This is a genomic window from Pantoea rodasii (genome assembly GCF_002095465.1).
Lineage (GTDB): Bacteria > Pseudomonadota > Gammaproteobacteria > Enterobacterales > Enterobacteriaceae > Pantoea > Pantoea rodasii.
Genome location: NZ_MLFP01000001.1, coordinates 242,514 through 267,191, shown reverse-complemented (window position 1 = coordinate 267,191; position 24,678 = coordinate 242,514). Strand labels below are relative to the sequence as shown.

At 54.6% G+C, this 24,678-nt stretch carries 20 protein-coding genes and 3 pseudogenes; 9 read left to right on the top strand and 14 right to left on the bottom strand.

Annotated elements, in window-relative coordinates:
- Positions 1 to 161: 161 nt before the first annotated feature.
- Complete coding sequence (gene uxuA, locus HA45_RS01270; RefSeq protein WP_100703663.1) at positions 162 to 1,226, top strand: mannonate dehydratase; 1,065 nt, start codon at positions 162 to 164, stop codon at positions 1,224 to 1,226.
- Between the two features lie 103 nt (positions 1,227 to 1,329).
- Here the strand turns inward: uxuA and HA45_RS01265 are convergent, their stop codons facing one another.
- Positions 1,330 to 2,418 carry an oxidoreductase gene (locus HA45_RS01265; RefSeq protein ID WP_100703462.1) on the bottom strand — a complete coding sequence of 363 codons (1,089 nt, stop codon included), beginning with the start codon at positions 2,416 to 2,418 and terminating at the stop codon, positions 1,330 to 1,332.
- A 200-nt stretch (positions 2,419 to 2,618) separates the two neighbouring features.
- On the opposite strand from HA45_RS01265, the gene HA45_RS01260 reads away from it, so the two are divergent.
- Positions 2,619 to 3,680, top strand: a complete 1,062-nt coding sequence (locus HA45_RS01260; RefSeq protein ID WP_100703461.1) for a sugar ABC transporter substrate-binding protein — start codon at positions 2,619 to 2,621, stop codon at positions 3,678 to 3,680.
- A gap of 7 nt (positions 3,681 to 3,687) precedes the next feature.
- Positions 3,688 to 4,928: pseudogene (locus HA45_RS01255) on the top strand (LVIVD repeat-containing protein).
- Positions 4,929 to 4,990: 62 nt separating this feature from the next.
- Here the strand turns inward: HA45_RS01255 and fabF are convergent.
- The 13 genes and pseudogenes from fabF to HA45_RS01195 form a co-directional block, all read right to left on the bottom strand.
- Positions 4,991 to 6,286, bottom strand: coding sequence for a beta-ketoacyl-ACP synthase II (gene fabF, locus HA45_RS29255; protein ID WP_211280894.1), 1,296 nt, complete (start codon positions 6,284 to 6,286; stop codon positions 4,991 to 4,993).
- Positions 6,275 to 7,822, bottom strand: a pseudogene (locus HA45_RS29250) (DHA2 family efflux MFS transporter permease subunit); the annotation flags it as partial. The pseudogene HA45_RS29250 and the gene fabF, both read right to left, overlap by 12 nt.
- A complete protein-coding gene (locus HA45_RS01245) occupies positions 7,819 to 8,859 on the bottom strand; it encodes an HlyD family secretion protein (protein WP_100703457.1) in 1,041 nt (346 codons plus the stop codon). The gene HA45_RS01245 and the pseudogene HA45_RS29250, both read right to left, overlap by 4 nt.
- Positions 8,856 to 9,398, bottom strand: coding sequence for a winged helix-turn-helix transcriptional regulator (locus tag HA45_RS01240; protein ID WP_034823322.1), 543 nt, complete (start codon positions 9,396 to 9,398; stop codon positions 8,856 to 8,858). Before HA45_RS01240 ends, HA45_RS01245 begins: the two co-directional genes overlap by 4 nt.
- Positions 9,399 to 9,620: 222 nt before the next feature.
- Complete coding sequence (locus tag HA45_RS01235; RefSeq protein WP_100703456.1) at positions 9,621 to 10,313, bottom strand: amino acid ABC transporter permease; 693 nt, start codon at positions 10,311 to 10,313, stop codon at positions 9,621 to 9,623.
- A 16-nt stretch (positions 10,314 to 10,329) separates the two neighbouring features.
- Complete coding sequence (locus HA45_RS01230; protein ID WP_205960974.1) at positions 10,330 to 11,019, bottom strand: amino acid ABC transporter permease; 690 nt, start codon at positions 11,017 to 11,019, stop codon at positions 10,330 to 10,332.
- A 78-nt stretch (positions 11,020 to 11,097) separates the two neighbouring features.
- Positions 11,098 to 11,913 (bottom strand): transporter substrate-binding domain-containing protein, encoded by an 816-nt coding sequence (locus tag HA45_RS01225; protein ID WP_100703454.1) that lies wholly within the window; start codon positions 11,911 to 11,913, stop codon positions 11,098 to 11,100.
- A gap of 20 nt (positions 11,914 to 11,933) precedes the next feature.
- Positions 11,934 to 12,671, bottom strand: a complete 738-nt coding sequence (locus HA45_RS01220; protein ID WP_100703453.1) for an amino acid ABC transporter ATP-binding protein — start codon at positions 12,669 to 12,671, stop codon at positions 11,934 to 11,936.
- A 12-nt stretch (positions 12,672 to 12,683) separates the two neighbouring features.
- Positions 12,684 to 13,250 carry a peroxidase-related enzyme gene (locus HA45_RS01215; protein ID WP_100703452.1) on the bottom strand — a complete coding sequence of 189 codons (567 nt, stop codon included), beginning with the start codon at positions 13,248 to 13,250 and terminating at the stop codon, positions 12,684 to 12,686.
- Positions 13,247 to 13,729 (bottom strand): CMD domain-containing protein, encoded by a 483-nt coding sequence (locus HA45_RS01210; protein ID WP_100703451.1) that lies wholly within the window; start codon positions 13,727 to 13,729, stop codon positions 13,247 to 13,249. The genes HA45_RS01215 and HA45_RS01210 overlap by 4 nt, the downstream gene beginning before the upstream one ends.
- A complete protein-coding gene (locus HA45_RS01205) occupies positions 13,726 to 15,180 on the bottom strand; it encodes an NAD(P)-binding domain-containing protein (protein WP_100703450.1) in 1,455 nt (484 codons plus the stop codon). Before HA45_RS01205 ends, HA45_RS01210 begins: the two co-directional genes overlap by 4 nt.
- Positions 15,181 to 15,593: 413 nt before the next feature.
- Positions 15,594 to 16,556 carry a LysR family transcriptional regulator gene (locus tag HA45_RS01200; RefSeq protein WP_100703449.1) on the bottom strand — a complete coding sequence of 321 codons (963 nt, stop codon included), beginning with the start codon at positions 16,554 to 16,556 and terminating at the stop codon, positions 15,594 to 15,596.
- 158 nt (positions 16,557 to 16,714) lie between these two features.
- Positions 16,715 to 17,623 (bottom strand): LysR family transcriptional regulator, encoded by a 909-nt coding sequence (locus HA45_RS01195; RefSeq protein ID WP_100703448.1) that lies wholly within the window; start codon positions 17,621 to 17,623, stop codon positions 16,715 to 16,717.
- Between the two features lie 156 nt (positions 17,624 to 17,779).
- Between HA45_RS01195 and HA45_RS01190 the strand changes: the two genes are divergently transcribed.
- From HA45_RS01190 to HA45_RS01165, 6 genes and pseudogenes are all read left to right on the top strand, one after another.
- On the top strand, positions 17,780 to 19,063 hold the full coding sequence (locus HA45_RS01190) for an MFS transporter (protein ID WP_128598860.1): 1,284 nt from the start codon (positions 17,780 to 17,782) through the stop codon (positions 19,061 to 19,063).
- Positions 19,064 to 19,077: 14 nt separating this feature from the next.
- On the top strand, positions 19,078 to 20,172 hold the full coding sequence (locus HA45_RS01185; RefSeq protein ID WP_100703446.1) for a tartrate dehydrogenase: 1,095 nt from the start codon (positions 19,078 to 19,080) through the stop codon (positions 20,170 to 20,172).
- A 460-nt stretch (positions 20,173 to 20,632) separates the two neighbouring features.
- The gene (locus HA45_RS01180) at positions 20,633 to 21,412 is read left to right on the top strand and encodes an MrpH family fimbial adhesin (RefSeq protein WP_128598859.1); all 780 of its coding nucleotides are present in this window, start codon (positions 20,633 to 20,635) and stop codon (positions 21,410 to 21,412) included.
- A 154-nt stretch (positions 21,413 to 21,566) separates the two neighbouring features.
- Positions 21,567 to 22,960 (top strand): annotated as a pseudogene (locus HA45_RS01175) (MFS transporter).
- A gap of 540 nt (positions 22,961 to 23,500) precedes the next feature.
- On the top strand, positions 23,501 to 24,040 hold the full coding sequence (locus HA45_RS01170; RefSeq protein WP_100703443.1) for a fimbrial protein: 540 nt from the start codon (positions 23,501 to 23,503) through the stop codon (positions 24,038 to 24,040).
- A 75-nt stretch (positions 24,041 to 24,115) separates the two neighbouring features.
- Positions 24,116 to 24,664 (top strand): fimbrial protein, encoded by a 549-nt coding sequence (locus tag HA45_RS01165; RefSeq protein ID WP_128598858.1) that lies wholly within the window; start codon positions 24,116 to 24,118, stop codon positions 24,662 to 24,664.
- Positions 24,665 to 24,678: the final 14 nt, after the last annotated feature.

Sequence of the window (24,678 nt, the reverse complement as noted above, 5' to 3'; positions counted from 1 at the left end):
AACGTTAGGCCGCGTAAATCCCCCTTACCGCCTGCCTTCGACGGAGAAATTGTGTTCTGTGACGCGGATCAAGAGATATTCACCGGTCGATGCTGGGATCATGTTTACTAGAATGGTAGTTTAACAGTTATCGCAGCAACACGATGACGGTGGATGAGATTATGCAACTGACAATGCGTTGGTTTGGTCCCAAAGAAGATAAAGTTTCACTGGAATATATTCGCCAGGTACCGGGTGTACGTGGCGTGGTCGGCGCGCTGTATGACGTGCCCGTCGGGGAAACCTGGCCGAAAGATAAGATTAAAGCGCTGGTTAATCAGGTGCATGCCGCCGGTCTGACGGTGGAAGTGATCGAGAGCGTCAACATTCACGACGACATCAAAATCGGCCTGCCGAGCCGCGATCAGTATATTGAGAACTACCAGCAGAGCATCCGTAACCTCGCTGAAGTCGGCGTGAAAGTAATCTGCTACAACTTCATGCCGGTATTTGACTGGATGAAGACCGACATGAATTACGTGTTGCCCGACGGCTCACTCACCATGGCGTTCGAGAAGAAAGGCATCGATAAGAGCCTCGACGAAGTGGTGCAGGAAGTGTTGGGCAACTCGAACGGTTTCGCGCTGCCAGGCTGGGAGCCAGAGCGTCTGGCGAAAGTGCAGGATCTGTTTGCCCAGTACAAAGACGTTGATGACAACAAGCTGCGCGAAAACCTCGCTTACTTCCTGAAAGCGGTGATCCCGGTATGTGAAGAAGTTGGCGTGAAGATGGCGATCCACCCGGATGATCCACCGTATTCGATCTTTGGCCTGCCACGCATCGTGAAGAATCGCGAGGATCTCGATTGGATCTGTAACGTGGTGGATTCGGAGGCTAATGGCATCACGCTGTGCACCGGATCGATTGCGGAAGATCCGCAGAATGATGTGTATGGCATTCTGGCCGAGTTCTCACGCCGTAAACGTATTCCGTTTGCGCACGTGCGTAACATCAAGATTATTCAGGACAAAGATTTCTACGAATGTGCGCATCCCACCGAGTACGGCTCGCTGGATATGTACAAGGTGCTGCAATCGATGCATGACAACGGTTTTGATGGCTATATCCGTTCCGATCACGGCCGCTTTATCTGGGGCGAGACCGGACGTCCAGGCTACGGTTTGTATGACCGCGCGTTAGGCACGACTTACCTGATGGGCCTGTGGGAAGCGTTGGATAAGCGTTGATACTTTGCCAAGTGCGCATGAATGCGCAGCTGGCAATGCAATGCGCCATATTGCCGTAAGGTCGCCATTTTTGGCGACCTTAAGCGATTAGGTATCACTATTGTTATTGCCCCAGCGCCTCAACTTTCTCCAGCGCCGCCCATAAAATTTCAGGCGTTAACCCAATCGGCAGGTAATGGATCGACTCCACCGGACGCAAGGTGTGCTGAATGATCCGATCCACCTGATCGCGTTGCTGGATATCGACGTCCAGTTGAGCCAGCGTGGTGGGCAGATCAAAGCGTTTGTACGCCTCAATCAGTTGCGCGGTGATCGCATCCTGCCCCAGCAGTGCACTCTGTACCAAAATGCCGTACGCCACTTTGGTGCCGTGCAAGTACTGCGCGGTTTGCGGCAACACGGTTAAACCATTATGGACTGCATGCGCCGCCGCAATACGCGTATAGCGCTCGCCCAATCCGCCCACCATGCCGCCGCCCGCCACGATCGCATCCACCACATCGCGAAACGCCAGCGATAGATGCTGCGCTTGTTGATCGGCTAAGGCAGCCTCGCTTTTTTCTAACAGCACATCACGTAAGGTTTTCGCCACATCCAATCCCAAACGAACCGTCAGCGGTAACGTATCCGGTTCCGGTGCCAGCACCACCGCTTCATACCATTTCGCCAGCGTGTCACCGATGCCCGCCTGCAAATAACGCGCCGGAGCCTGCAAAATGATCTGCGGCTCAAGCAACAATAAATGGTTGGCCTGCGGGAAGACTTCAAACTTCAGCGCTTCACCGGCATCGTTGTACCACACTGATAGCGGAGTCCAGGCGGCACAGGTCGCCGCAATGGTGGGAATCGTCACCACCGGCAATCCTAACCGATGCGCCAGCGCCTTGGCAGTATCCAGCACCGTGCCGCCGCCCACGCCAATCACCACCTGACGATCGTCTCCCGCCTCCTGCGCCAGCTTTGTCACCGCCGATGCGCTGCAATGTCCCGTAAACAGCGAAAGTTTCGCGTCTGGCAGATCCAGCCAGGGTTCCAGCCACGGCTGCGCGGCGGCAAGTGCCTGCTGTCCGGTGACCCAAAACGCCTTAGCCAACTGCGCTTCGCTATAATAGTCGGCTAATCGGGCAATGGCACCGGGATGAGAATAGTAATTTGCCGGGCCTGGCACGACCTGAATATGGTGTTCACTCATGAGATTTCCCCGTAGAAATAATGCGCTATGGTCTGCCGCCCGCCCCGGCAAAGCTAATGATTTTTCTGACTTAACTTATGCCATTTCCTTGATTGCCAAGCCGCAACGGAGGATGAAAAATCCGCTCAGATCGCCCGCTTATTACAACCACAACGGGCGAGCCACCACCGGCAACTGACTTATCTTCTTCGGGGAAAATCATGAAAAAATGGGCCTTATCACTGACCGCGCTGGCTCTGCTCAGCACTACCGCCACGGCTGACACGCTGGCACCGTTACCCGCTAAATTGGCGGATCATCAGGGGCCGATTCGTATTGCGGTGATCCGTAACCTGGGTTCGGACGATAACACCACGCAGTTTGTCGCCGGTGCGGTTCAGCAGGCGAAACAGTTAGGCTTCAAGGTCAGCACCTTCCTCAGCCAGGGTGATGATGCGCGCTTCCAGGACTTCGTTAACCAAGCCATTACGCAGAAATACGACGGCATTATTTTGTCTCAGGGCCGCGCGCCTTACTCCGAAGATTTAGTGAAACTCATCCACGACAGCGGCATTGCGGTATCAGTGTTTGATACCGCCGTGGATAAGGTGCCGGATGGCGTTACCGTCACCCAGCAGGATGATGCATCGCTGGCCGAGGAATCGCTTAAACCGTTGATCAAAGATTTCAACGGCAAAGCCAATATCGTCAAGCTGTGGGTCGCCGGATTCCCGCCGATGGAGCGCCGTCAGGCCGCATGGCAGCAGATTTCAAAAGCCAATCCGGGCATTCATGAACTGGAATCCATTGGCGCGGTGTCAGCCGATGTGCAGGGCGATACCGCCAACAAGATCGGTGCGATTCTGGCGAAGTACCCGAAAGGCAAAATCGATGCCATCTGGGGAACATGGGATGCCTTCAGCCAGGGCGCTTATAAAGCGCTGCAGGAGAACGGCCGTACCGAAATCAAGCTTTACAGCATTGATATCTCGAACCAGGACCTGCAACTGATGCGCGAAAAAAACAGCCCGTGGAAAGTCAGTGTGGCGGTCGATCCCAAGCTGATTGGGGCGGTGAACGTGCGCTTGCTCGCCTACAAAATTGCTGGCGAACCGACGCCTGCTCACTATGAATTTAAAGGGGCGGTGATTACGCAGGATCTGGTTAATGGTCAGCCGGGTGCCGCGAACGTCGCAGGATTACAGAAAGTGATTCCAGGCTGGGGCCAGAGCAGCGATTTCGTCGCACCTTGGTTTGCCACGCTCGCCGCGAAAGCCAAGTGAGGCCAGCATGACTCAGCTTCCCACTCCCGAATACAGCCGTAATATGCGGCTGATAGGCCACAGCGATCAGGGCGGCCGTCCTGACGGCGTGCAGGTGATGGTGCATCGCGGCTTTGCCTACGTTGGCCACATGGTGTCGCAGGGATTTAGCGTGATTGATGTACGCGATCCGCGTCAGCCCAAAACCGTTAATTATGTTGCCGCACCGCCCGGCACCTGGAACGTGCATTTACAGGCTCACGACGACCTGCTGCTGGTGATTACGCCCGCGACCTGTTTGCCGACGTGCGTTTCGCCGATGAGAAGGTCTATTACACGCGTTCCGTCGGCCACACCATCGCCGATATTCAGGAAAAGAGCTGGCAATCCGGGCTGCGGATTTTTGATATTTCGTCCCCCGCCCAGCCACGCGAAATCGCTTTTCTGCATCTTGATGGCATTGGCATTCACCGCATCTGGTATGTCGGCGGGCGCTGGGCTTATGTCTCTGCCTTGATCGACGGCTTCAGTGATTACATTTTGCTGACCCTCGATCTGGCCGATCCGCGTCAGCCGCAGGTGGTCGGACGCTGGTGGCTGCCGGGCATGCATACCGCAGCCGGTGAAACGCCCGACTGGCAACAAGGCAAACGTTTCGCGCTGCATCACGCCATTATCAGCGGCGATACCGCGTACGGCTGCTGGCGCGATGGTGGCTTAACCTTGCTGGATGTCAGCGATCGTGCGGCGCCGCAGTTGATCAGCCATCGCAACTGGAGCCCGCCATTTGGTGGTGGCACGCACACCGCGTTGCCTTTGCCATCACGCGACCTGCTGGTGGTGCTGGACGAAGCGGTGCTCGACGAGCAGCAGGATGGCGAAAAATTGATTTGGCTGTTTGATATCCGTGAACCCGCCAACCCGATCAGTATTGCCACCTTCCCGCAGCCGGATGAACGTGATTATGTCGCCAAAGGCGCGCATTTTGGTCCGCATAACCTGCATGAAAATCGACCCGGCAGTTTTGTCAGCGATACGCTGATTTTTGCCACCTATCAAAATGCCGGCGTACGCGCCTATGACATTTCTAACCCGTATCAGCCCATAGAAACCGGTGCGTTAGTGCCTGCTGCGCCCGAACGCATGATGGACACCCGACCGGATCGCCCACAGGTGATTCAAAGCTGTGATGTGTTTGTCGATGCCGAGGGGATTATTTACAGCACCGATTACAACGGCGGGCTGTCGATTATCGAATATCGAGGATAATTGTAGGGTGCGCACTGGCGCACCCGCATACGATTACGGGCGGTCTGAAGGCCGCATCGTGTTTATGACTCCCAGCTCTTAAACAGCAAGCTGGCATTCACGCCACCGAAGCCAAAGCCGTTCGACAGCACATACTGCATCGCCATCGACAGAGGTTTCAATGCCACCAGATTGAGCCCCGCTGCGGCTTCATCGGGATGCAGTAGATTGAGCGTTGGCGGTGCGATCTGATCGCGCAGTGCGAGGATCGAGAAAATCGCCTCCACGCCGCCCGCCGCGCCTAACAAATGCCCGGTGGCGGATTTGGTCGAGGTGATAGCCACATTACTGTCCGCAAACAGCGTGCGAATGGCCGCCAGCTCGCCTTTGTCACCCACCGGCGTGGAGGTGGCATGAGCGTTGATATGCTGCACATCTGCTGGCGTGATGCCCGCCTGCGCCAGCGCGGTTTCCATCGCGCGGCGCGCTCCTTCGCCGGTTTCCGGTCCGGCGGTAAGGTGATACGCATCAGCGCTGGTACCGTAGCCGACCAGCTCCGCCAGCGGTGTCGCCCCGCGTGCCTGCGCATGCTCCAATGACTCAATCACCAGCAAACCTGCGCCTTCGCCCATCACAAAGCCATCACGGTCACGATCAAACGGACGAGACGCCTGCTCGGGATGATCGTTAAAGCCACCCGACATCGCTTTGGCGGCAGCAAAACCCGCGAGACTGACGCGATGGATCGCCGCTTCCGTGCCGCCGCACAGCGCGATATCCGCTTCACCGCTGCGAATCATTCGCGCCGCATCGCCAATCGCCTGCGCACCCGCCGCGCACGCCGTTACCGGTGCGCCAATCGGGCCGCGAAAACCGTGGGCAATCGACACATGCCCCGCCGCCAGATTGGCGAGAAAGGAGGGAATGGTAAACGGCGATAAGCGACGCGGGCCGCGATTGGCGGTGGTTTCAACCGCATTAGCGATTTCATTGAAGCCGCCGATCCCGGTGGCGATCACCGTCGCGGTGCGCTGGCGGTCGGCCTCATCCTGCGGGAACCAGTTGGCCTGCGTCAGCGCTTCGTGCGCCGCCACCAGCGCGAACTCAATAAAGCGATCCATTTTCTTGCGATCTTTCGGCGCGATCACGCGTTCGGGATCGAAGCCATGTTGGGGATCTTGATCCAGCGTGGGCACCTGTCCGGCGACTTTGCAGCTGATGTCCTGCACCATCTCGTCCGGTAAAGCGCTGATGCCGGATTTTCCCGCCAGCAATGACTGCCACACTGCTTCTGTGCCGCAGCCGAGCGGGGAAACCATTCCCATGCCTGTAATCACAATACGTTTCATCGATAACTCCTTAAGCCGCGGGCTTTTCATAAAAGGAACCAGCAGCGCAGCGATACAAAATCCGACCATAATCAGCCAGAATGCGTCCGAAAATGCCTGCGTGCGCGCCTCGCGCAGGGTGAGTGAAGCCAGCGATTGCAGCGATGCCGTGTGAGCGGCATCCGGGCTGAGTCCGCTGAATATCAGGGCTGCCGTGCGCGATTGCAGATAGTCGCCAAGCGACAAACTGGCGCTGTTGAGGTGATCGGCGAGGCGGCTGAAGTGCAGATTGGTGCGGTCATTCAGCACGGTGCCACACAGCGCAATGCCGATGGCACCCCCAAGATTACGCATCAGATTAAACAGTCCTGAGGCTAATTTTAGTCGTGCGGGCGGCAAGCTGCCGAGCGTCAACGTCACAGTGGGCGCTACCGCAAACTGCTGCGCCATACCGCGAAATGCCTGCGGAAACAGCAGCTCTTTTGCGCCCCAGTCGTGGGTGATCGGCACGAAGAAAAACATCGACGCGCCAAAACTGATCAAGCCAAACGCCAGCAAAATGCGCAGATCGACGCGATTCGCCAGCCAGGCATAAAACGGAATCGACAGGATCTGAAAAATGCCGGTGGAGAAGATCGCCAATCCGATCTCCAGCGCGCTAAAGCCGCGCACCTGGCTAAGAAACAGCGGCGTGAGATAGATGGTGGCGAAGATGCCGACCCCGGCCATAAACGAGAAATAACAGCCGAGGCTAAAGCTCGGATCCTTCAGCGCCCGCAGATCCATGATCGGCTTCGCGTGATTCAGCGTACGGAAGATAAACAGCACGCCGCACACCAGCGCGATCCAGCCAGTGGTGGTGATGGTGCTATCGTCAAACCAGCCCCAGCGCGGCCCCTCTTCTAAGGTGTATTCCAGGCAGCCCAGTGACAGCGCCAATAGCACAATGCTGAAGTAATCTGCGCCACGTAGCAGCTCACGATTCGGCTGGTCGATTTTTACCAGCAGCGGCACCGCAATGGTGATGTAAATACCGGGAATGATGTTGATGTAAAACAGCCAGTGCCAGCTGAAGTTATCGGTGATCCAGCCGCCCACCGTTGGGCCCAGCGTCGGTGCTAATGAGGCCAGTGCACCCACGGTGGCGGCCGCAATTACCCGCTGCTTGCCCTGAAAAAAAGCAAAGGCGGTGGTGAACACCAGCGGAATCATCGAGCCGCCCGCCAATCCCTGCAAGGCACGAAAGGCGATCATGCTCTGGATATTCCACGCCCAGGCACACAGCAAACTCATCAGCGTAAAGCCGCATGCCGACGCGGCAAACAGCCAGCGCGTTGACATCACGCTCGCCAGCCAACCAGAGAGCGGAATGATGATGATTTCTGCAATCAGGTAGCTGGTTTGCACCCATACCGTTTCGTCATCGCCCGCTGATAAGCCGCCGCCGATATCCCGCAGCGAGGCGGAAACAATCTGGATATCCAGCAAGGCGATAAACATGCCGATGCACATAGTGGCAAAGGCGAACACCTTCTTGCTGACCGGCATCTCCGCCGGAGACAACCAGGGTGCGGCAACGCTGCTCATCGCGCGCTTCTCTCATCCACCGTCACCGTGACGGACAAGCCAGGACGCAACAGACCGAGCACCGACGCATCGCCATCCAGCACAATGCGTACCGGCACGCGCTGGACGATTTTGGTGAAGTTGCCGGTGGCGTTTTCCGCCGGAAGAATACTGAAGCGCGAACCGGTGGCCGGTGACAAACTGCCAACGTGCCCGTTAAAGGTACGGCCGGGTAACACGTCCGCCACGATGCGGGCAACCTGCCCCGGCTTCATATTCGCTAGCTGGCTTTCTTTGAAATTGGCATCGATCCACAGCCCTTGCGCAGGCACCAGCGACAGCAATTGCGTGCCGCTGCTGACATAAGAGCCTGACCATGCGCGACGGTTGCCGACCACGCCATCAAATGGGGCGCGGATTTCAGTGTATTCAAGATTGAGCTTCGCCATCGCCAGCCCCGCCTGAGCCTGGGTTAAGGCGGCTTTGGCCTGCTGCTCACGGGCATCCAGCACCTGTAACTGGCGCTCGGCAACGGTTTTATCCGCACGGGTTTTGCTCTCTTCGGCCATCGCCTGATGGTAATCGGCCTGCGCATGGTCGCGGATCTGCTGTGATACCGCAGCGCTACTGGCCAGCGCGCTGTAGCGACGTTGGTCGGAGGTGGTTTTCAGTGTTACCGCCTGCGCTGCCAGCAGAGAGGCGTGCGTGCCCGCAATAGTGGCAAGTTGCAGCTGGCGCGTAGCGGCGATATCGCTTAACGCGGCCTGCTGTGCCGCCACTTCACCCGTTGCCTGATCCACCGCTGCCAGATAATCACGGTTATCCAGCTGCACCAGCAAATCGCCCTTTTTCACCTGTGCGTTGTCCTGCACCGCCAGCGTGTGGATGTAGCCAGACACTTTGGCGGAGATGGCGCTGATATCTGCGCCAACATACGCATCGTCGGTGGAAGGCATAAAGCGCGCGGTGTGCCACCAATAGTAGCCGTAGCCTGCCGCCGCGATACCGCCGATTGCCAGTGCCAGCAGCAGAGCGGATTTTTTGCGCGTGCGGGTCATGGCTGTTTCTCTGTAACAGGCGGAGAGAATTTCAGCGTGCTGTCACCGGCACGTTTTTTCTGCAGATAATCATGGCGATAGTGCATGATCGGCGCCGCTGCCGGGCCGGGCACCATTTGATATTTATCGCTGGTGAGCGGCTGGCCGTTTTCGCTATCGACCAGCTGCGGTTTCACTGGACGCTGAGTGGCGGTTTCCACCAGTTGCATCTGCCGTCCTTCCGGCGAGAAGTGGGTGCTGCCCCACTCGGCCAGCGCCAGGATGACGCCACGCAAATCACGTCCGGCGGGCGTAAGGTGATATTCGAAGCGCATCGGCGTGGTGCTGTAACACACCTTTTCCAGCAAACCATCTTCTACCAGCTCTTTCAGGCGACGCGACAGGATGTTTGGCGCCACGCCGCTGTTTTTCTGGAATTCGTCAAAACGGGTAAAACCGGCCAGCGCATCGCGCATGATCAGCATGCTCCAGCCATCGCCGACGCGGCCAAGGCTGCGCGCAATCGGGCAGGCCATTTGATAAAGCGGTTCGTTTTTCATGCTGAGTATTCCGCAGAGGATCTTATGCGGCATACTGTTGCAGAGTGACTATCATTTTGCAAGTGACTTGCATAATGAAAGCAAGGAGTGTTCATGGTGAAGCGCAATGAATTGCGCTTCTACCCAACCAGTGCAGGTCCTGTAGCGGCGCGATTTATCGCGCAAATTAGCAAAAAAAACGGCAGCCACATGGGCTGCCGTTTCCTCACAACTTATCAATTTTTAGGTGCGCACGCGCAGCGCTGCCTCGATCTTGTCGGCGATCTTGGTGACCACATAGGCAATCACCATGTAGAACACCACCGCAATCAGGAAGGCTTCGAGGTAGTAGAAATTCAGTGCCGCCGTCAATTGCGCCTGGGCAAAGATATCCACCACTTCAATCGCAAACGCCAGCGACAGCGCTTTCATGATCACCATAAACGCATTCGCCAGATCGGGGATCGCCGCCACGATAATCTGCGGGAACATCACCCGACGGAACAGCTGTCCGCCGCTGTAGCCCAGCGACAAGGCGGCATCCGATTGTCCACTGTCGAACGAGTTCAGCGCGCCCTTCCACACTTCGGCCTGGAATGCCGCTACGCAGGCACTCAGCGCCACAATAATGATCACCCAGTTCGGCAATGAGTGGGCGTTCACCTCAACGCCAAACAGCGTGGCAATGAAGTGCAGCGCCGGTGGCAAGCCGTAATAGGCAAGGAAAATCACCACCACCATTGGCACGCCTTTGAAGGCGATTTTGTAGGTGATCACTAGCTGGCGCAGCACTGGAATACGGCGATGCTCGATAAACGCAAACAGCCCGCCCAACAGCGTCGAACAGATAAACACCGTCACCGCCATCAGCAGCGTTACCGGTACCGCATCGAGAATGCTCCAGAAGTCCGGCAGCAAAACCTCAGCATCAAACATGGTTTTTCTCCCTCACTCAGACGCTGGTGGTGAACTTCACGCGCGCCGCAGACTTCGAGCTGTACTTCGCATGACGTTGTTCAAAGTATCGAATAATCAGCCACGCTACACCGCACAGCAGTGAATAGAGCACGGCCAACACCAGATAGGTGCCGAACTGATACTGGTTATAGTCGCGTTCCATGATCAGGTGCGCAGTCGCCATCACATCCGCCGCCCCGATGTACATCACCAGCGCCACGTTATGAATCAGATAGATAATCGCATTGCCGTAACCCGGCAGCGCGAAGTGCACCGCCTGCGGACCAATCACACGCAGCATTTTCTGGCGGAAGCTATAGCCGAGGCTGTCGGTGGCATCGTGCTGACCACGCTCTACCGCAAGATACGCCGGACGCATCACTTCAGACAGATAGCCGCCGTGATACAGGCTCAGGCCAATCATCGCCGCCACGTTGGCGGTAAAGAAGTCGCCAAAACCAAAGTTATCGGTGATCAGCGGCATGCCGTAGAAGGCCACAAACAGCTGCAACACCACGGGCACGCTGCGCGCGTAGGAAACATAAAGATCGGCCAGCTGGCTGATGACGGGAATACGGCGCACGCGGAAAAACGTCGCGATCAGCGCCAGAAAGAACCCGACAATCATCGCGACAAACATGATGCCGAGCGTCAGAGGCAGCGCCGACAGCAGTTCTGGAATCATGGAGGATAGATTCACGGTGAAACACTCCTGCTAAAAAGGACAGCATGCGCCGGCTCAACACCGGGCGCAGTGAATCTATTACTTCATGTACTTGGTGACTTCTTCGCCGAACCACTTCTGCGCCAGCTTATCCAGCGTGCCATCTGCCTTCAGCTCTTGCAGGGTTTTGGCGATGTCATCGTTCAGCGCCTGGTTTTCGGCAGAGCGGTGGATCAGCACATAGGTGTTGTTGATCACCACCGGCTCACTGGCTTTGATCGCCAGTTTCTGGTTGTCGATCACCGTCTGCTCACCGAGATTTGAAGGCAGGATCAGCGCATCATATTTGCCGCTCTGCACTTCTTTCAGGCGATCCGGGTAAGGCACGCCGGCGCTGGACGCTTTGATGGTGATTTTGTCGTTCGGGTTGTCCTGCTGCCACTGGGTGACGAACTTATACACGCCGCCGCCTGCGGTCACCGGCACGATGTTTTTGCCGACCAGATCCTTCATGCCGTTGATATTGCTATCGCTGCGGCTGTAGATCTTCATCAGGCTGGCACCGATCGGGGCATCCGGGATCAGGAACTGTTTGCTGCGCGCAGGCGCTTTGTAGTAACCGCCGGTCGCCATGTCGTACTTGCCAGTCACCAGACCGGTTTCCTGTGCAATATCCGCCGCACCTTCCATCACGAATTTGTACTGTGGCAGCTTGGCGTTGATGGCTTTCAGCACGTCCGGCTCGTAACCCTCTGGCTCGTGACCGATCGCGCCCCATGACAGCGGTTTGGATTCGGCTGCGGTGGCGATTTTGATGGTACGAACCGCGTCAGCAAAGCTGTTACCGCTGATCAGTGCCAGTGCGATGATGCCAGGCGCGGCCAGGCGACGTAATGTAGTTTTGATTGCAGGCATGTCTGTGATTCCTTTAATTATTAGAATACTTTTTCTGAGTTGAGGAACTGGGCAAGGCGCGGCAGAGTTGGGTTATCAAACATCTCTGCTGGAGTCCCCTGCGCGGCGACCACACCCTGATCCATAAACACGATGCGATTCGAGATGCTTTTTGCGAACTGCATCTCGTGCGTCACCAGCAGCGAGGTAATGCCGGATGACGCCACATCTTTAATCACTTTTAATACTTCACCCACCAGCTCAGGATCGAGCGATGAGGTCGGTTCATCAAACAGCATCACATCCGGACGCACCGCCAAAGCACGGGCGATACCGGTACGCTGTAACTGGCCGCCAGACAGCTGCGACGGATAGTGATCGAGCTTGGCACCCAGACCCACACGCTCCAGCTCCTGTACGGCGATGTCGCGCGCTTGCTGTTTAGTTTTACGCTGGATCACGATCAGCGGATCCATCACGTTTTCCAGCACTGTCATGTTTTTGAACACGTTAAACTGCTGGAACACCATGGCGGTGCGCAGACGGATCGCCTGGATCGCGGCTTTATCCGGGGACTGGTAATCCATGCGGATCTGATCCAGCTGAATAGTCCCGGCTGACGGCTTGGCCAGATAATTTATGCAGCGCAGCAGCGTGGTTTTCCCGGTGCCGCTTGGCCCGATGATCGACACCACATCGCCACGTTTTACCGACAGATCGACCCCTTTCAGGATCGGATTGCTGCCGTAAGCAAGCGTAATATTGTTGAGTTCTAACATCCGGTGCAGCCCTTATTTGTTCAGGTCAGCATGGCCGAGCACATGCATCAGACGGTTGGCCCAGCCGAAAATGGCGATGGCGTGGATCAGATCAACAATCTCCTGATCGTTCATGCCGACGGCGCGCAGCGCAGCCACATCTTCCGGCGTGGCTTCAGAAGGAGTCACCGATAAACGACGCGCAAAGCGGTAGATCGCCGCATCGCGTTCACCTAATACATCCGCTCTATCAAAATAGATGGCACTGACCACGGTGTCACTGTCGGCCAGCTGAGCGTGACGGCGCGCGTGCACCACCGCGCAATAACGGCAGCCGTTAACGATCGAAGCACCTAGCGCGCCCAGCTCACGATCCGCACGATCGAGGCCACCTTCGACATACATGATGGCGTTGAACAGCCCGGTACGTGCGGTGTAGCTCTCGGGATCGTGCACCAGCGTGCGCACGTACTCGGAGATCTTCTTGTTCGACGGCGTCACTTTCATCGCATCCAACTGCGCCGGTGTCGCCTGTTCAACATCTACTGGCGTGATATACGGATGCCAGTGCAGCGGCTTGAGATTAACCGACGGAATCATGCTGACCTCATCAAACGTAAGCCAGCCGCCACGCGCGTCTGGAAGTTAACAAAGGCGATCAGTTCAGAGAGCGCAACGATTTGCGGATTGGTTAAACCAGCCTGCTCCAGCAAGCGAATGTGCTGTTCGGTGGCCTGCGTCGGCTGCTGTGTCACCATGTCGGCATGGCGGGCAATCGTCGCCAGCGGCTCTTCCGATACGGCACAACCCGATGCCAGCGCCAGCAGGGCTTCAGACGGGTTTAACGCCGCCAGCTGCGCCTGGTAATCACGTTGCAGCGGCGCATCGTAGTTCAACACCGCCATACGCTGGGCCAGTGCCAGACGCAGATCCGCAGGTAAACCCTGATCGTCCTCCGGCGCGAGTACTGACACACGGCACGCTTCCGCACCTTCAACAAATTCGGGACGCAGGCGGCGCGTCTGATACAGCGCATCTTCTGGTGTTAATCCGGCTGCTTGATCAATAGCGTCGCTCACAACGCGTTCTCCTGTTTTAGTAACGGGGTTGAATCCACCCATTCATCGCCCTGTAGTTCAGGGGTGTCAAAAGCTTGTAAGTTGGCGTAGTGCTGCTCAACGTCCTCGGCAAACAACGAGGCGGTAATGCCGCGCACCAGGCGATCGGCACCGGCGCTCACCGCTGGAATATCGCCGGAGACTTTGCCGTGCGTCAGCATCGCGGCATCGTTGAAGCAGTGGATGTGTGCCAGCATCGGACAGGCATCGGGCGTCAGTTCGCGGAACTCGAATGAAGGACCGAGATCCGGCGCTTCCAGCAGGCTGTGACGCGCATTGCCCATCTCAGGCTGATAGCGACCATCGGACCAGCTGCGGATATGCGGCGCAATGGCGGCAAACTCCGGGCGGCCGTGGAAATCGTTGGTAAAGCCGGTGGCGGCTATCAGGAAGTCGTAATGCAGTGGGCCCTGAGTGGTTTCAATCAGCAAGCCTTCTTCTTCCTGTCTGACGGCGTTGATGCCGCAATCAAGGAAAAAGCGCGCATTGTCATGGCGTGATACACGCAGGGTGGAAGAGCGCGGCGGCGGGGTTTGGGTCGCGGCGGTGTAATCGACAAATTTCCATTTCCACGCGTCCGGTAGCTGATGCATACCGTGCACCACGCCCTGGCTGCCAATGCCGGTCATCTTGTTGATGCGCGGCATTTCTTTGCGGCGAATCAGCAGATCCACCGCGCCTGCACCTTGTTCCAGTGCAGTGGCGGCGTTATCCATCGACGAGGCGCCTGCACCAATCACCGCAATGCGCTTGCCCTTTAAGGCGGCAAAATCGATGTCATCAGCGGAGTGAGCCCAGAACTGGCGGTCAATGTCTTGCAGGAAGTCCGGCACAGCAAAACCGCCAAGACCGGAACGTCCGGTGGCCAGCACCAAACGGCGCGTATAAACACGACCGGTTTCGGCACCGTCCAGATCCAGTGCAATCAAATCCCCGGCCTGAGCGATGTTGGTAATGCGCACGTTGTTGTGCACCGGCAGATTCAGCACTTTGCGATACCAAATCAGGTAATCCATCCACTGCGCTTTAGGGATTTTGTCCAGCTCCTGCCACGCCTCTTTGCCCCACTGCGCGGTGAACCAGGCGCGGAAGGTCAGTTGCGCGAGGCCCAGTGCCGGGCCATGCAGCGTTTTCGGTGAGCGCAGGGTTTCCATGCGCGCAAAGGTGATCCACGGACCTTCCAGCCCAGCGGGTGCGGCGTCATAAGCCACCACATTGCTGATGCCGGTGAACTGTAATTTGGCGAGTGCCGCCAGACCGCACATGCCCGCACCAATCACCACCACATCGCGTACCGGTGCACTCTGAAAGGTGCGTTCCGGTACCCAGGATTTGGCGGGCAGTTCCAGAAATTCCAGATCCTGCTGTAGCTGAGCTTCCAGCGCGGCAAGACCGTTGGCGGCATTCGTCATAGAGAGATTTCCCTGGTGTCAGCGATCGCTTTGAGAGCGAGCGAAAACGGTTAAAACGCGCCGATGGCACTGCCTTTTTTATTATCTATAAATCGCATAATAGGCAGCTAACAATCATCAATACGCATAATAAAAACTAAGTTTTCGCATAATCCTCTTGCCCTAAATGTGAGTCAAGATTTTCGCTCAGGATTTGACCAATGGATTTCTTATATCTTATGCCGAAAAAGTTATAAGCGTTGAAAATGAAGGGATTCATCGCGCCTGTTAAGTCAGGAAGCCGCGGTGCTATATCTTGCCGCTGTAGCGTAATAGGGCTATTGCGTGCCTTGATGCATTCGGTTCTGATGCGTAGCGATGCGCTTCATCTTTAATTGAAGTGCTAATGCTGTTGGATGAACTCAATCGCCTCGCTACGACTCCTGGTTGATCACTCGCATAATGCGAGGATGTTCACTGGCGGGCAGGCGTTCAAATCCTGGCAGCAGATGAGCAGCGGCGTCTGCCAGCGCTTCCACCAGTGCCTGCGCCGCGCTGGAAATCTGGCGGCCTTGCGGCGTGATCACGCCAAAGAAGTAAGGAATATCTTCCTGAATCGGACGAATCGCCACACCAGCCAGCGGCATGCCCCAGCCGGTGACTGGTTCAAGGATTGCCACGCCCAATCCGGCGCGCACGCAACCCAGAATATTCGCCGACGAGTTGGTTTCGATGGTTTCCAGCAGCGGTGCTTTGACTTTCTTCAGCGCTTTTTCGTAGCGGCCGCGCAGACGCTGCGGGCTCCATGGCGCGATCAAACGACGGCCTGCCAACTGGCTCAGCGATAGCTCGCTGTGCACCGCCAGCTCATCCTCTTCCGGCAGCGCAATTACGCACTGTGACTGCCCGATCCAGTGCAAATCCACCGCATGATGCTCCAGCGGCAAGCTGCATAAGCCGATGTCCGCTTCTGCGGTGATCACCGCATGCGCCGTCTGAACGGCGGACTCGCTGATGATTTGCACTTTGTTTTGCAGGTTCAACGCCGCCAATGCTTGCGGCAGCAACCCGGCGGCCAGTGCTGGCGTGGCGGCAATACTGAGTGGACGATGTTGCTGATGCGCAATCTCTTGTGCGCGCAGTCGGATCTGTTGCAGCGACAGCAGCGCTTTCTGCACATACTGATGCAGCTGCAGGGCCTCTTCCGACGGATGAATGCGCGGACCATTGCGGATAAACAGCGGATAACCCAGCGACTGCTCCAGCTCCTGAATCAGGCGAGAAACCGCAGGCTGCGAGCGGTTCAGTGCTTTAGCCGCAGCCGTCACGCTGCCGGCTGAAATTACCGCCGAGAAGGCTTCCAGCTGACGCAGGTCGAGGTCGTTTAACAGAGTCATCGCGTGGTTACTTCCCTAAGTCATTGATCGTTCCCGACAATCACGCGGGAAAAAACCATCATAAAGAGACTCTGACTAATTCGCTACTGTGGAGAAGGTAATAACAAAACGCGCTGATTGGGTGTCGCGCCTCTAAAAGGTCGTTAAGCGATTGAGGATCACAGTTTTTCCGTTAGCTCGCGCTTGTTGTCATTAAACAGGCGCAGCATCTCACGCAGATAATCATCTTCATTGCCTTTTTGCCAGGCAATACTCAGCGGCAGGCCCTTTATTTGCTCCGGCAATTCCAGCGCAATATAGCTGACGCTTTCGCTGTTCATGGTGCGATAAGAGGCAGGCACCACCGCCAGACCTAACCCCGCGCTGACCAGACTCAAAATGGTCTGCTTCTCTTCGGCGAATTGCGCAATATGCGGTGTTAACCCGGCAAGTTTAAACAAACTCATAGTGAGTTCATGGCTGTGCGGGCGAGTGCGGCGATCGGGAATAATCATTGCCTCGTGCTGAAAGTCCCCAACCGCCACCTGCGATCTTCCCGCCAGCGGATGATTAGACGGCACGGCCAGCACGCAGCTTTCTCGGGTAATAAAGCGAATAGCTAATGAGGAATCAATGGCCTGCGGCGCACGAATAAAAATCATATCCAGCCAGCCTGATTTTAATTTAGGGATCAGGTTGATGGTTTTATCTTCAATAATATGAATGTCGCTAGTGGGATGCAGCGGTATAAAGAGATTTAATAAGGCGGGTACTAATCCTCGTGCCGCACTATCAATCGCGCCAATACGTAATGTGCGGCGTTCATCTTTTAAACCCACTTTAAAACGCTGGCCCAGCGCATCGAATTGATCGATAAGTTTGCTGGCTTCATCAAAAAATATCGCCCCTTCCGCTGTTAATGAAACATTGCGCGTTGACCGGTTCAACAAGCGCACGCCCAGGTCCTCTTCGAGTATTCGGATGAAGCGAGAAAGTGACGCAGGCATCATTTCCAATCTTTGGGCCGCCCGGCCGAAATGGAGTTCTTTGCCTACTGCCACAAAACAACGCAGTTGATTTATATCCACATTTTCCTCGCCATTCGATTATTCAAATACTTTATATAATCCACGATTAATGATTCACCAAGTCAAAACTGCATACTGAACTCGATGACAAAAAAATAACACTACCCTACACAATCTGGAGCACTTTAATATGAACTCTCACCTCGAAAAAGGGTGATGCGTAAAGTGACGTTACGCATTGTGCCCTTCATCATGCTGCTCTACTTCATCGCTTTTCTCGATCGCGTCAACATTGGTTTTGCCGCGTTAACCATGAATCAGGATTTAGGATTCTCGCCCACAGTATTTGGTTTGGGGGCTGGGATCTTTTTCCTCGGTTATTTTCTTTTTGAAGTTCCGTCTAATTTAATTCTGCACAAAGTCGGTGCACGCATCTGGATAGCCCGCGTGATGATCACCTGGGGATTAGTCTCTGGATGCATGGCTTTCGTGCAAGGCGCCACCAGCTTCTACACCCTGCGATTCTTGCTCGGTGTGGCGGAAGCGGGTTTCTTCCCCGGCATCATCCTCTATCTCAGTTACTGGTTCCCGGCAGCAAAACGCGCGCAGGTCACGGCGATTTTTATGGCTGCGGCCCCGCTCTCAACCGCACTGGGATCGCCCATCTCCGCCGCCTTGTTGGAGATGCACGGTTGGCTCGGCTATGCGGGCTGGCAGTGGATGTTTGTTCTGGAAGCGATTCCTGCGCTGGTGCTTGGCGTGGTGGTGCTGTTCCTCCTCACTGACCGCCCGGCCAAAGCCAAATGGCTGACTGACGAAGAGCGTGCGTGGCTGGAAAATACGATGCAGGCTGAAGAGCAGGCGCGGGCGGCAACGCAAAGCCATAGCAGCGCATGGCGCGGATTGGCCGATAAGCGCGTGCTGGCACTGGCGCTGGTCTACTTCGGCACCTCCGCCGGGTTGTATACGCTCGGCATCTGGTCACCGCAAATCATCCGCAGCTTTGGCGCTTCTTCGATGGAAATCGGGTTCCTCAATGCCTTCCCGGCGGTGATTGGCGTTATCGCGATGATCCTGTGGGCGCGTCATTCCGACCGCACCAAAGAGCGTAGCTGGCATGTAATTGGTGCCTGTTTGCTGGCGGCGGCAGGACTGATTTATGCCGGTAACGTCAGCACGCTGTTCGCCGTGATAGTCGCCCTGACGCTGGTGACCGTGGGCATCAGCGCATCGAAACCGCCGTTATGGAGCATGCCAACGCTGTTCCTCAGCGGCCCGGCAGCGGCCGCGGGTATCGCCACCATTAACTCCATCGGCAACCTCGGCGGTTTTGTCGGCCCGATGATGATTGGTGTCATCCGTCAGCAAACCGGTAGCTACACCTGGGGGTTGTACTTTGTCGCCGGATTACTGGCGCTCTCTGCCCTCGTGGTCCTGATTCTTTCTGCCAAGGCGAATAAGCCGCAAACGGCAGAGATTCCTCATCCTCATACTCATTGACTGGAGAAGTAACCATGCGTAATTACAAAATTGCAGCCATTCCCGCTGACGGTATCGGCCCGGAAGTGATTTCGGCAGGCGTGGAAGTGTTACACGCTGTGGCGCGTCACGATGAACAACTGAAGTTTGATATTGAAACTTTTGACTGGGGTTCGGATTACTACAAACAACATGGCGTGATGATGCCTGAAGATGGCCTGAACACGCTGAAAAAATTCGATGCGATTTACTTCGGCGCGGTAGGTGCACCGGATGTGCCAGACCACATCACCCTGTGGGGCCTGCGTCTGCCGATTTGCCAGGGCTTCGACCAGTACGCCAACGTGCGTCCAACGAAGATCCTGCCGGGCGTGACTTCGCCGCTGCGCAATCGCGGTCCGGGTGATCTCGATTGGGTTATCGTACGTGAGAACTCTGAGGGCGAATACTCTGGCAACGGCGGCCGTGCGCACCGCGGTTTGCCGGAGGAAGTCGGCACGGAAGTGGCGATCTTCACCCGTGTCGGCGTCACGCGCATTATGCGTTATGCCTTTAAACTGGCGCAGTCACGTCCACGTAAGTTGCTGACCGTGGTGACCAAGTCCAACGCCCAGCGTCACGGCATGGTGATGTGGGATGAGATTGCCGCCGAAGTGGCGCTGGAGTTCCCGGATGTGCAATGGGACAAGATGCTGGTTGATGCGATGACACATCGCATGACGCTGCATCCGCAGACGCTGGATACCATCGTTGCCACCAACCTGCATGCCGACATCCTCTCCGATCTGGCCGGTGCTCTGGCGGGCAGTCTGGGCGTGGCTCCGACGGCTAACATCGATCCGGAACGCCGCTTCCCGTCAATGTTTGAACCGATTCATGGCTCAGCGTTTGATATCACTGGTAAAGGTATCGCCAACCCGATTGCGACCTTCTGGACGGCGGTGCAGATGCTGGAACATCTGGGTGAACATAATGCGGCAGCGCTGATTATGGCTGGAATCGAAAACGTGTGTGAGAAAGGGATTTTGACGCCGGATGTCGGTGGTACGGCTAATACCGCCGATGTGACCCACGCCGTGGTGCAGTTTATTGAGTCCAGGGCAAAGGCAAAAGTGGCTGAGACCACATAACCATGAGAAATGAACAGTTCGCAAACCTGGCCACTTTTGTACGCTGCGGCTGGAGCAATGATGCCCCAGTGATTTGGGTAAACGAGGTGAAAAAGGTTCGCGAGTCGTCATCTGCGGTTAAGAAGTAAGGTGTTGGTGCGTTTACGTCTGGAAGAAAGGCGTAAACGCTTATTTGGTATCTTATGCAAGGATAATCAATATTAATTAACGACCACTTGGTCTATTTTTATAGGACTTCAGCTATCAATAATTAACAAACCCCATTAACCTCAAGGGTAAACATTAACCTCCCGTAGGGATTTATTACATCCTTCGCATTAAAACACTACTTTAACCCCATCCAAAAATTACTTATCAAAAATTAAATAAACGATCATAATAAAAATAATTATTACAGCCTAAAAACTCACAATCATCACTTGATACCATTCCTCAAGCAAATCCTTTAAACAGGAATAACATGAAAGCGCTATATTTACTCATCACGTTCTTTTTATCTATCCTTTCAAACACCGCGAATGCAGTAATCAGCATCACACGAGCGAATGTTCCTGCGGGTACCAATATCCTAGAAATTAGTTATAGCTCGTCAGGCAGCAACTCTACGGCCTCAATAGGATGTGCAACGCGTTATTGTCAATTTGGTATTTGGGTATTAGATGCGACAGGTAAGGTGGAAAGAGCGCCACGAACCGTGCTTGATAGTGGAAGTGGCGGTATACCAGGGACCGACACATGGTCAAATGCGAATATTGTTTTTTTAAGAAACTATCCTGCAAGTGGTTCATTTAATGCTTCGTTTTCCGTATCTGGGCCCGGACCTCATTCTGTATGCGTCGGTGGCGCTTCAAATAGCCTAGGAGCGCAATATAGGAATCAGCCCGGGACTTCATGCCAGACTGTTTCCGTCCCGCCCATTCCTACCAGTTGCGCCTTCTCGGGTTCACCCAACATCGATCACGGCACACTTCAGGCAGACAAAGTGAACGGTAAGCAAGATAGCGTATCAATCAATGTGAACTGCAATCGTGCGACCAATGCGACGATTGGCAGCCTGGATGGCACCATTAACCTCGGCGGTGGCGTGACTTCAACGCTGACTTTTGATGGTCGTAGCTCAGGAGCTATTTATCTGCCCAGCGGCGCCTCCACTCACACGGTAGCCTCAACTTTGGCAGCCACAAATCCTACGCCCGGTGATAAGAGCGGCAGCGGTACCATTGTGATCAATTTGCCGTAATGTCATCGATGTAAAAGCTGCGTTTAGCCATTTTCAGGTTTCACCGCCCGGCAATTGCCGGGTTTTTTATCGCTACACTTGCATAGAAAACGATTGCGCCCGAAACTATTCTCTCCCTAATCCTGATTCACATGGAAGAGAAAGGAATGGCGTTATGACGCAGAATGGCATCCCAGCTAAACGCACCTTGTTGCTCGCACTACTGGTTGCAGTCACCTTCTTTATGGAAAACCTCGACGCCACCGTCATCACCACTGCTATTCCCCAAATGGCGCGCGATTTCGCTGCCAGCCCGGTGGCGCTTAATGTGGGTGTGAGTGCGTATTTACTGGCTGTGGCGGTGGGCATTCCCATGAGCGGCTGGTTAGCCGATCGATATGGTGCACGTACTCTCTTTGCCTGCGCGATTTTGATTTTTACCCTTGCATCAATATTGTGTGGCCTCAGCGAAACGCTGCCGATGTTCGCATTAAGCCGCATTTTGCAGGGAATTGGCGGCGCGATGATGGTGCCAGTCGGTCGCATGGTGGTGCTGCGTGTGACCGAAAAAAAGACATGGTGAAAACCATCGCCTTTATTACCTGGCCGGGATTGATTGCCCCAGTGCTCGGTCCACCGCTCGGTGGCTTGATAGTAACTTACGGACATTGGCCGTGGATCTTCTGGCTCAATATCCCACTCGGCATTATCGCCATAATTGCCACCGTTTATCTGGTGCCCCAGTTTAAAGCAGAACATCCGCGTCCGTTTGAGGTGCGTGGATTTGTGCTGACCGCGACCGCCTGCACCGCGCTGATTGTCTCGCTGGAAGCGCTCGGACAAATGCATCTCAGCCTTGGCATTCCATTACTGTTACTTGGCGTGTTGTGCAGTGTGCTGGCCTATCGTCACAGCTTCAGCCATCCGCAGCCGCTGTTGCCGTTCAGTGCCATGACCATTAATACCTTCCGAAATGCGGTTGTCGGCGGTTCATTGTTCCGCGCATCCATTAACGCCGTCCCTTTCCTGTTGCCATTGCTGTTTCAGCTTGGTTTTGGCTGGAGTGCTGCGCAGGCAGGCGCCATGGTGCTGTGGGTATTTGCCGGAAATCTGGCGATGAAGCCTGCCACCACCTGGCTAATGAAGCGCTTTGGCTTCCGTCAGGTGCTAATGGTGAACGGCATCATCAGCCTGGCCGCGATGTTGGGCTGCTTGCTGCTCAGCCCCTCGCTCGGTTACTTTGCGATTGCTGCCATACTGTTTATCGGCGGGTTATCGCGCTCGCTGCAGTTCAGCTGCTACAACAGCCTGGGGTTTGCTGATGTGCCACAAGCGAAAATGAGTGATGCGTCTGTAGTGTTTAGTATTTTCTTCCAGTTCAGCATGAGCGCCGGCATTGCGCTGGCCGCCCTGTTCTTACGCGGAGCCATGCTGTGGCATGAGCATGCAACCATTGAGCAGAATGACATTCACATCGCATTTGCGGGTGTGGCCTTGTTGGTGTTGATGTCTCTGTTTGATGTCTGGCGGCTGGAGAAAAATGCGGGTGCGCAGGTGCTGATTAAATAATGGAAGATGCCCACTGCTGCGACTTCGCGTGGGCTTACCTGATTAACCCTACAGACAAACTGAATATCAGAAAATCATAGCTGAATTAGTTGAATTCATTAATTGTTCAACTAATAACACGGCAGCGATCACATTCATGCTCGTTCTTAAATGATATTGTTTTTAGCTATCGCAACGATAGCTTCCATCACCCCATAATACGTCAACCACATTAATAACACCCTCCTTGTCATATTTCCCTGACAGATGCCACATTCCCCCATTACATAAACAACCAATTAATCCGATTTCTATCAACATAGCCTTTCCCCATAATCTCTTCCAACGAAGCCAAGAAATAAAAAATATTATCAGGCTCATCGTACTAGACCATGCGAATAAGTATGGAAAAGGAGCACCTGTTAGTTGTGCGTAAATGCCCATGTTTCACCATCATCAGGGACGCTATATATCGTTAGCACACCTAATGAAACATCGGTAAAAGCCATATTTCGTCATTAAAATAGAAATATGGGTAAATAACAAAATGGAAGATATTAAATGAAAAAGTGTATTATTGCCCTGTCTATGTTAAGCCTGTTCACTGCTTCCTCTGTATATGCTGCAGGCAACACCGGAAAAGTCACTTTCACCGGTTCAATTATTGATTCTCCATGTTCCATCGCACCGGGGTCATTAGACCAAACGGTGTCACTGGGTGCGATTTCAAATGTACTGCTGGCAGAAAGCGGCAATACCGGCAGCTCAACCCCACAGATTTTCAAAATTGAACTGGAAGATTGTGTTATCGCCACTGCCGGTACGAACGACAAAGTGACTGCACGTTTCACCGGTGCTACCTCTTCCTATGATCCAGAAAGCCTTGCGTTGACCGGCGGTACTGCACGAGGAGCATCAATCCAGATGTTCACCAACGATGGCGAAAAAGTAAAAATCAATACGCCGACTACCGCTCAACAAGTATTTAACGGCTCAAATACCCTTAGCTTCACCGCTAACGTTAAAGGTGGCGGAGCTGCTGCGACTATCGTTCCCGGCACATTCCAGGTACCTGCTAACTTCGTGCTGAGCTACAACTAAGCAGCCATTTCTCCCCCTTAACCTGCGGCGATTTTGTCGCAGGTTTTTTCAACTGGATAAACTGGGAGCGAATCATTGAAGCGTATGATCTCAAGTAGTTTTAAATCAGTAATTCTACTGACCATCATACATATATCGATGCTGACGAAATGTGCCTTTGCCTCGGATGAAAGCATTTCAAAGGTGCATATTACAGGCTCCATTGTTGGAGCCGCTTGCAGTATTAGTCTAGGTTCGCCCGACCAAACGATAGATATCGGAAACCATCCCGTTAGCGAAATGCTCAAAGTAGGTCGCGGGCCAAACCACTTCTTCTCAATCGCTTTATTAGGCTGCATGTTGTATGAAAATGACACTCAGCAATCTGAAATAACCACGATTAAATTAATGTTTGATGGTGAGGAAGATGGTGAACATTTTAAAGTGTCAGGCTCTGCAAATGGCATCGCGATGATGATTAGCGATCATCATGGAAATCTGGCTTTTCCCGGAAAGCATCTTAATCAGAGCAAATTAAACAGTGACATGCAATTTAACTATCGGCTAAACCTGATTGGCAACAAGGATGTCATTCGCTCAGGCGATCTGCATTTAACGCTTCGTTTTAGAATAGATTACAATTAAAAAGGAAAACTATT

Excerpts from the sequence above, each read along its gene's own strand:
- uxuA (WP_100703663.1), top strand. The coding sequence starts at position 162 with ATGCAACTGACAATGCGTTGGTTTGGTCCCAAAGAAGATAAAGTTTCA.
- HA45_RS01265 (WP_100703462.1), bottom strand. The coding sequence starts at position 2,418 with ATGAGTGAACACCATATTCAGGTCGTGCCAGGCCCGGCAAATTACTAT.
- HA45_RS01260 (WP_100703461.1), top strand. The coding sequence starts at position 2,619 with ATGAAAAAATGGGCCTTATCACTGACCGCGCTGGCTCTGCTCAGCACT.
- fabF (WP_211280894.1), bottom strand. The coding sequence starts at position 6,286 with ATGAAAAGCCCGCGGCTTAAGGAGTTATCGATGAAACGTATTGTGATT.
- HA45_RS01245 (WP_100703457.1), bottom strand. The coding sequence starts at position 8,859 with ATGACCCGCACGCGCAAAAAATCCGCTCTGCTGCTGGCACTGGCAATC.
- HA45_RS01240 (WP_034823322.1), bottom strand. The coding sequence starts at position 9,398 with ATGAAAAACGAACCGCTTTATCAAATGGCCTGCCCGATTGCGCGCAGC.
- HA45_RS01235 (WP_100703456.1), bottom strand. The coding sequence starts at position 10,313 with ATGTTTGATGCTGAGGTTTTGCTGCCGGACTTCTGGAGCATTCTCGAT.
- HA45_RS01230 (WP_205960974.1), bottom strand. The coding sequence starts at position 11,019 with ATGATTCCAGAACTGCTGTCGGCGCTGCCTCTGACGCTCGGCATCATG.
- HA45_RS01225 (WP_100703454.1), bottom strand. The coding sequence starts at position 11,913 with ATGCCTGCAATCAAAACTACATTACGTCGCCTGGCCGCGCCTGGCATC.
- HA45_RS01220 (WP_100703453.1), bottom strand. The coding sequence starts at position 12,671 with ATGTTAGAACTCAACAATATTACGCTTGCTTACGGCAGCAATCCGATC.
- HA45_RS01215 (WP_100703452.1), bottom strand. The coding sequence starts at position 13,250 with ATGATTCCGTCGGTTAATCTCAAGCCGCTGCACTGGCATCCGTATATC.
- HA45_RS01205 (WP_100703450.1), bottom strand. The coding sequence starts at position 15,180 with ATGACGAATGCCGCCAACGGTCTTGCCGCGCTGGAAGCTCAGCTACAG.
- HA45_RS01200 (WP_100703449.1), bottom strand. The coding sequence starts at position 16,556 with ATGACTCTGTTAAACGACCTCGACCTGCGTCAGCTGGAAGCCTTCTCG.
- HA45_RS01190 (WP_128598860.1), top strand. The coding sequence starts at position 17,780 with ATGCGTAAAGTGACGTTACGCATTGTGCCCTTCATCATGCTGCTCTAC.
- HA45_RS01185 (WP_100703446.1), top strand. The coding sequence starts at position 19,078 with ATGCGTAATTACAAAATTGCAGCCATTCCCGCTGACGGTATCGGCCCG.
- HA45_RS01180 (WP_128598859.1), top strand. The coding sequence starts at position 20,633 with ATGAAAGCGCTATATTTACTCATCACGTTCTTTTTATCTATCCTTTCA.
- HA45_RS01170 (WP_100703443.1), top strand. The coding sequence starts at position 23,501 with ATGAAAAAGTGTATTATTGCCCTGTCTATGTTAAGCCTGTTCACTGCT.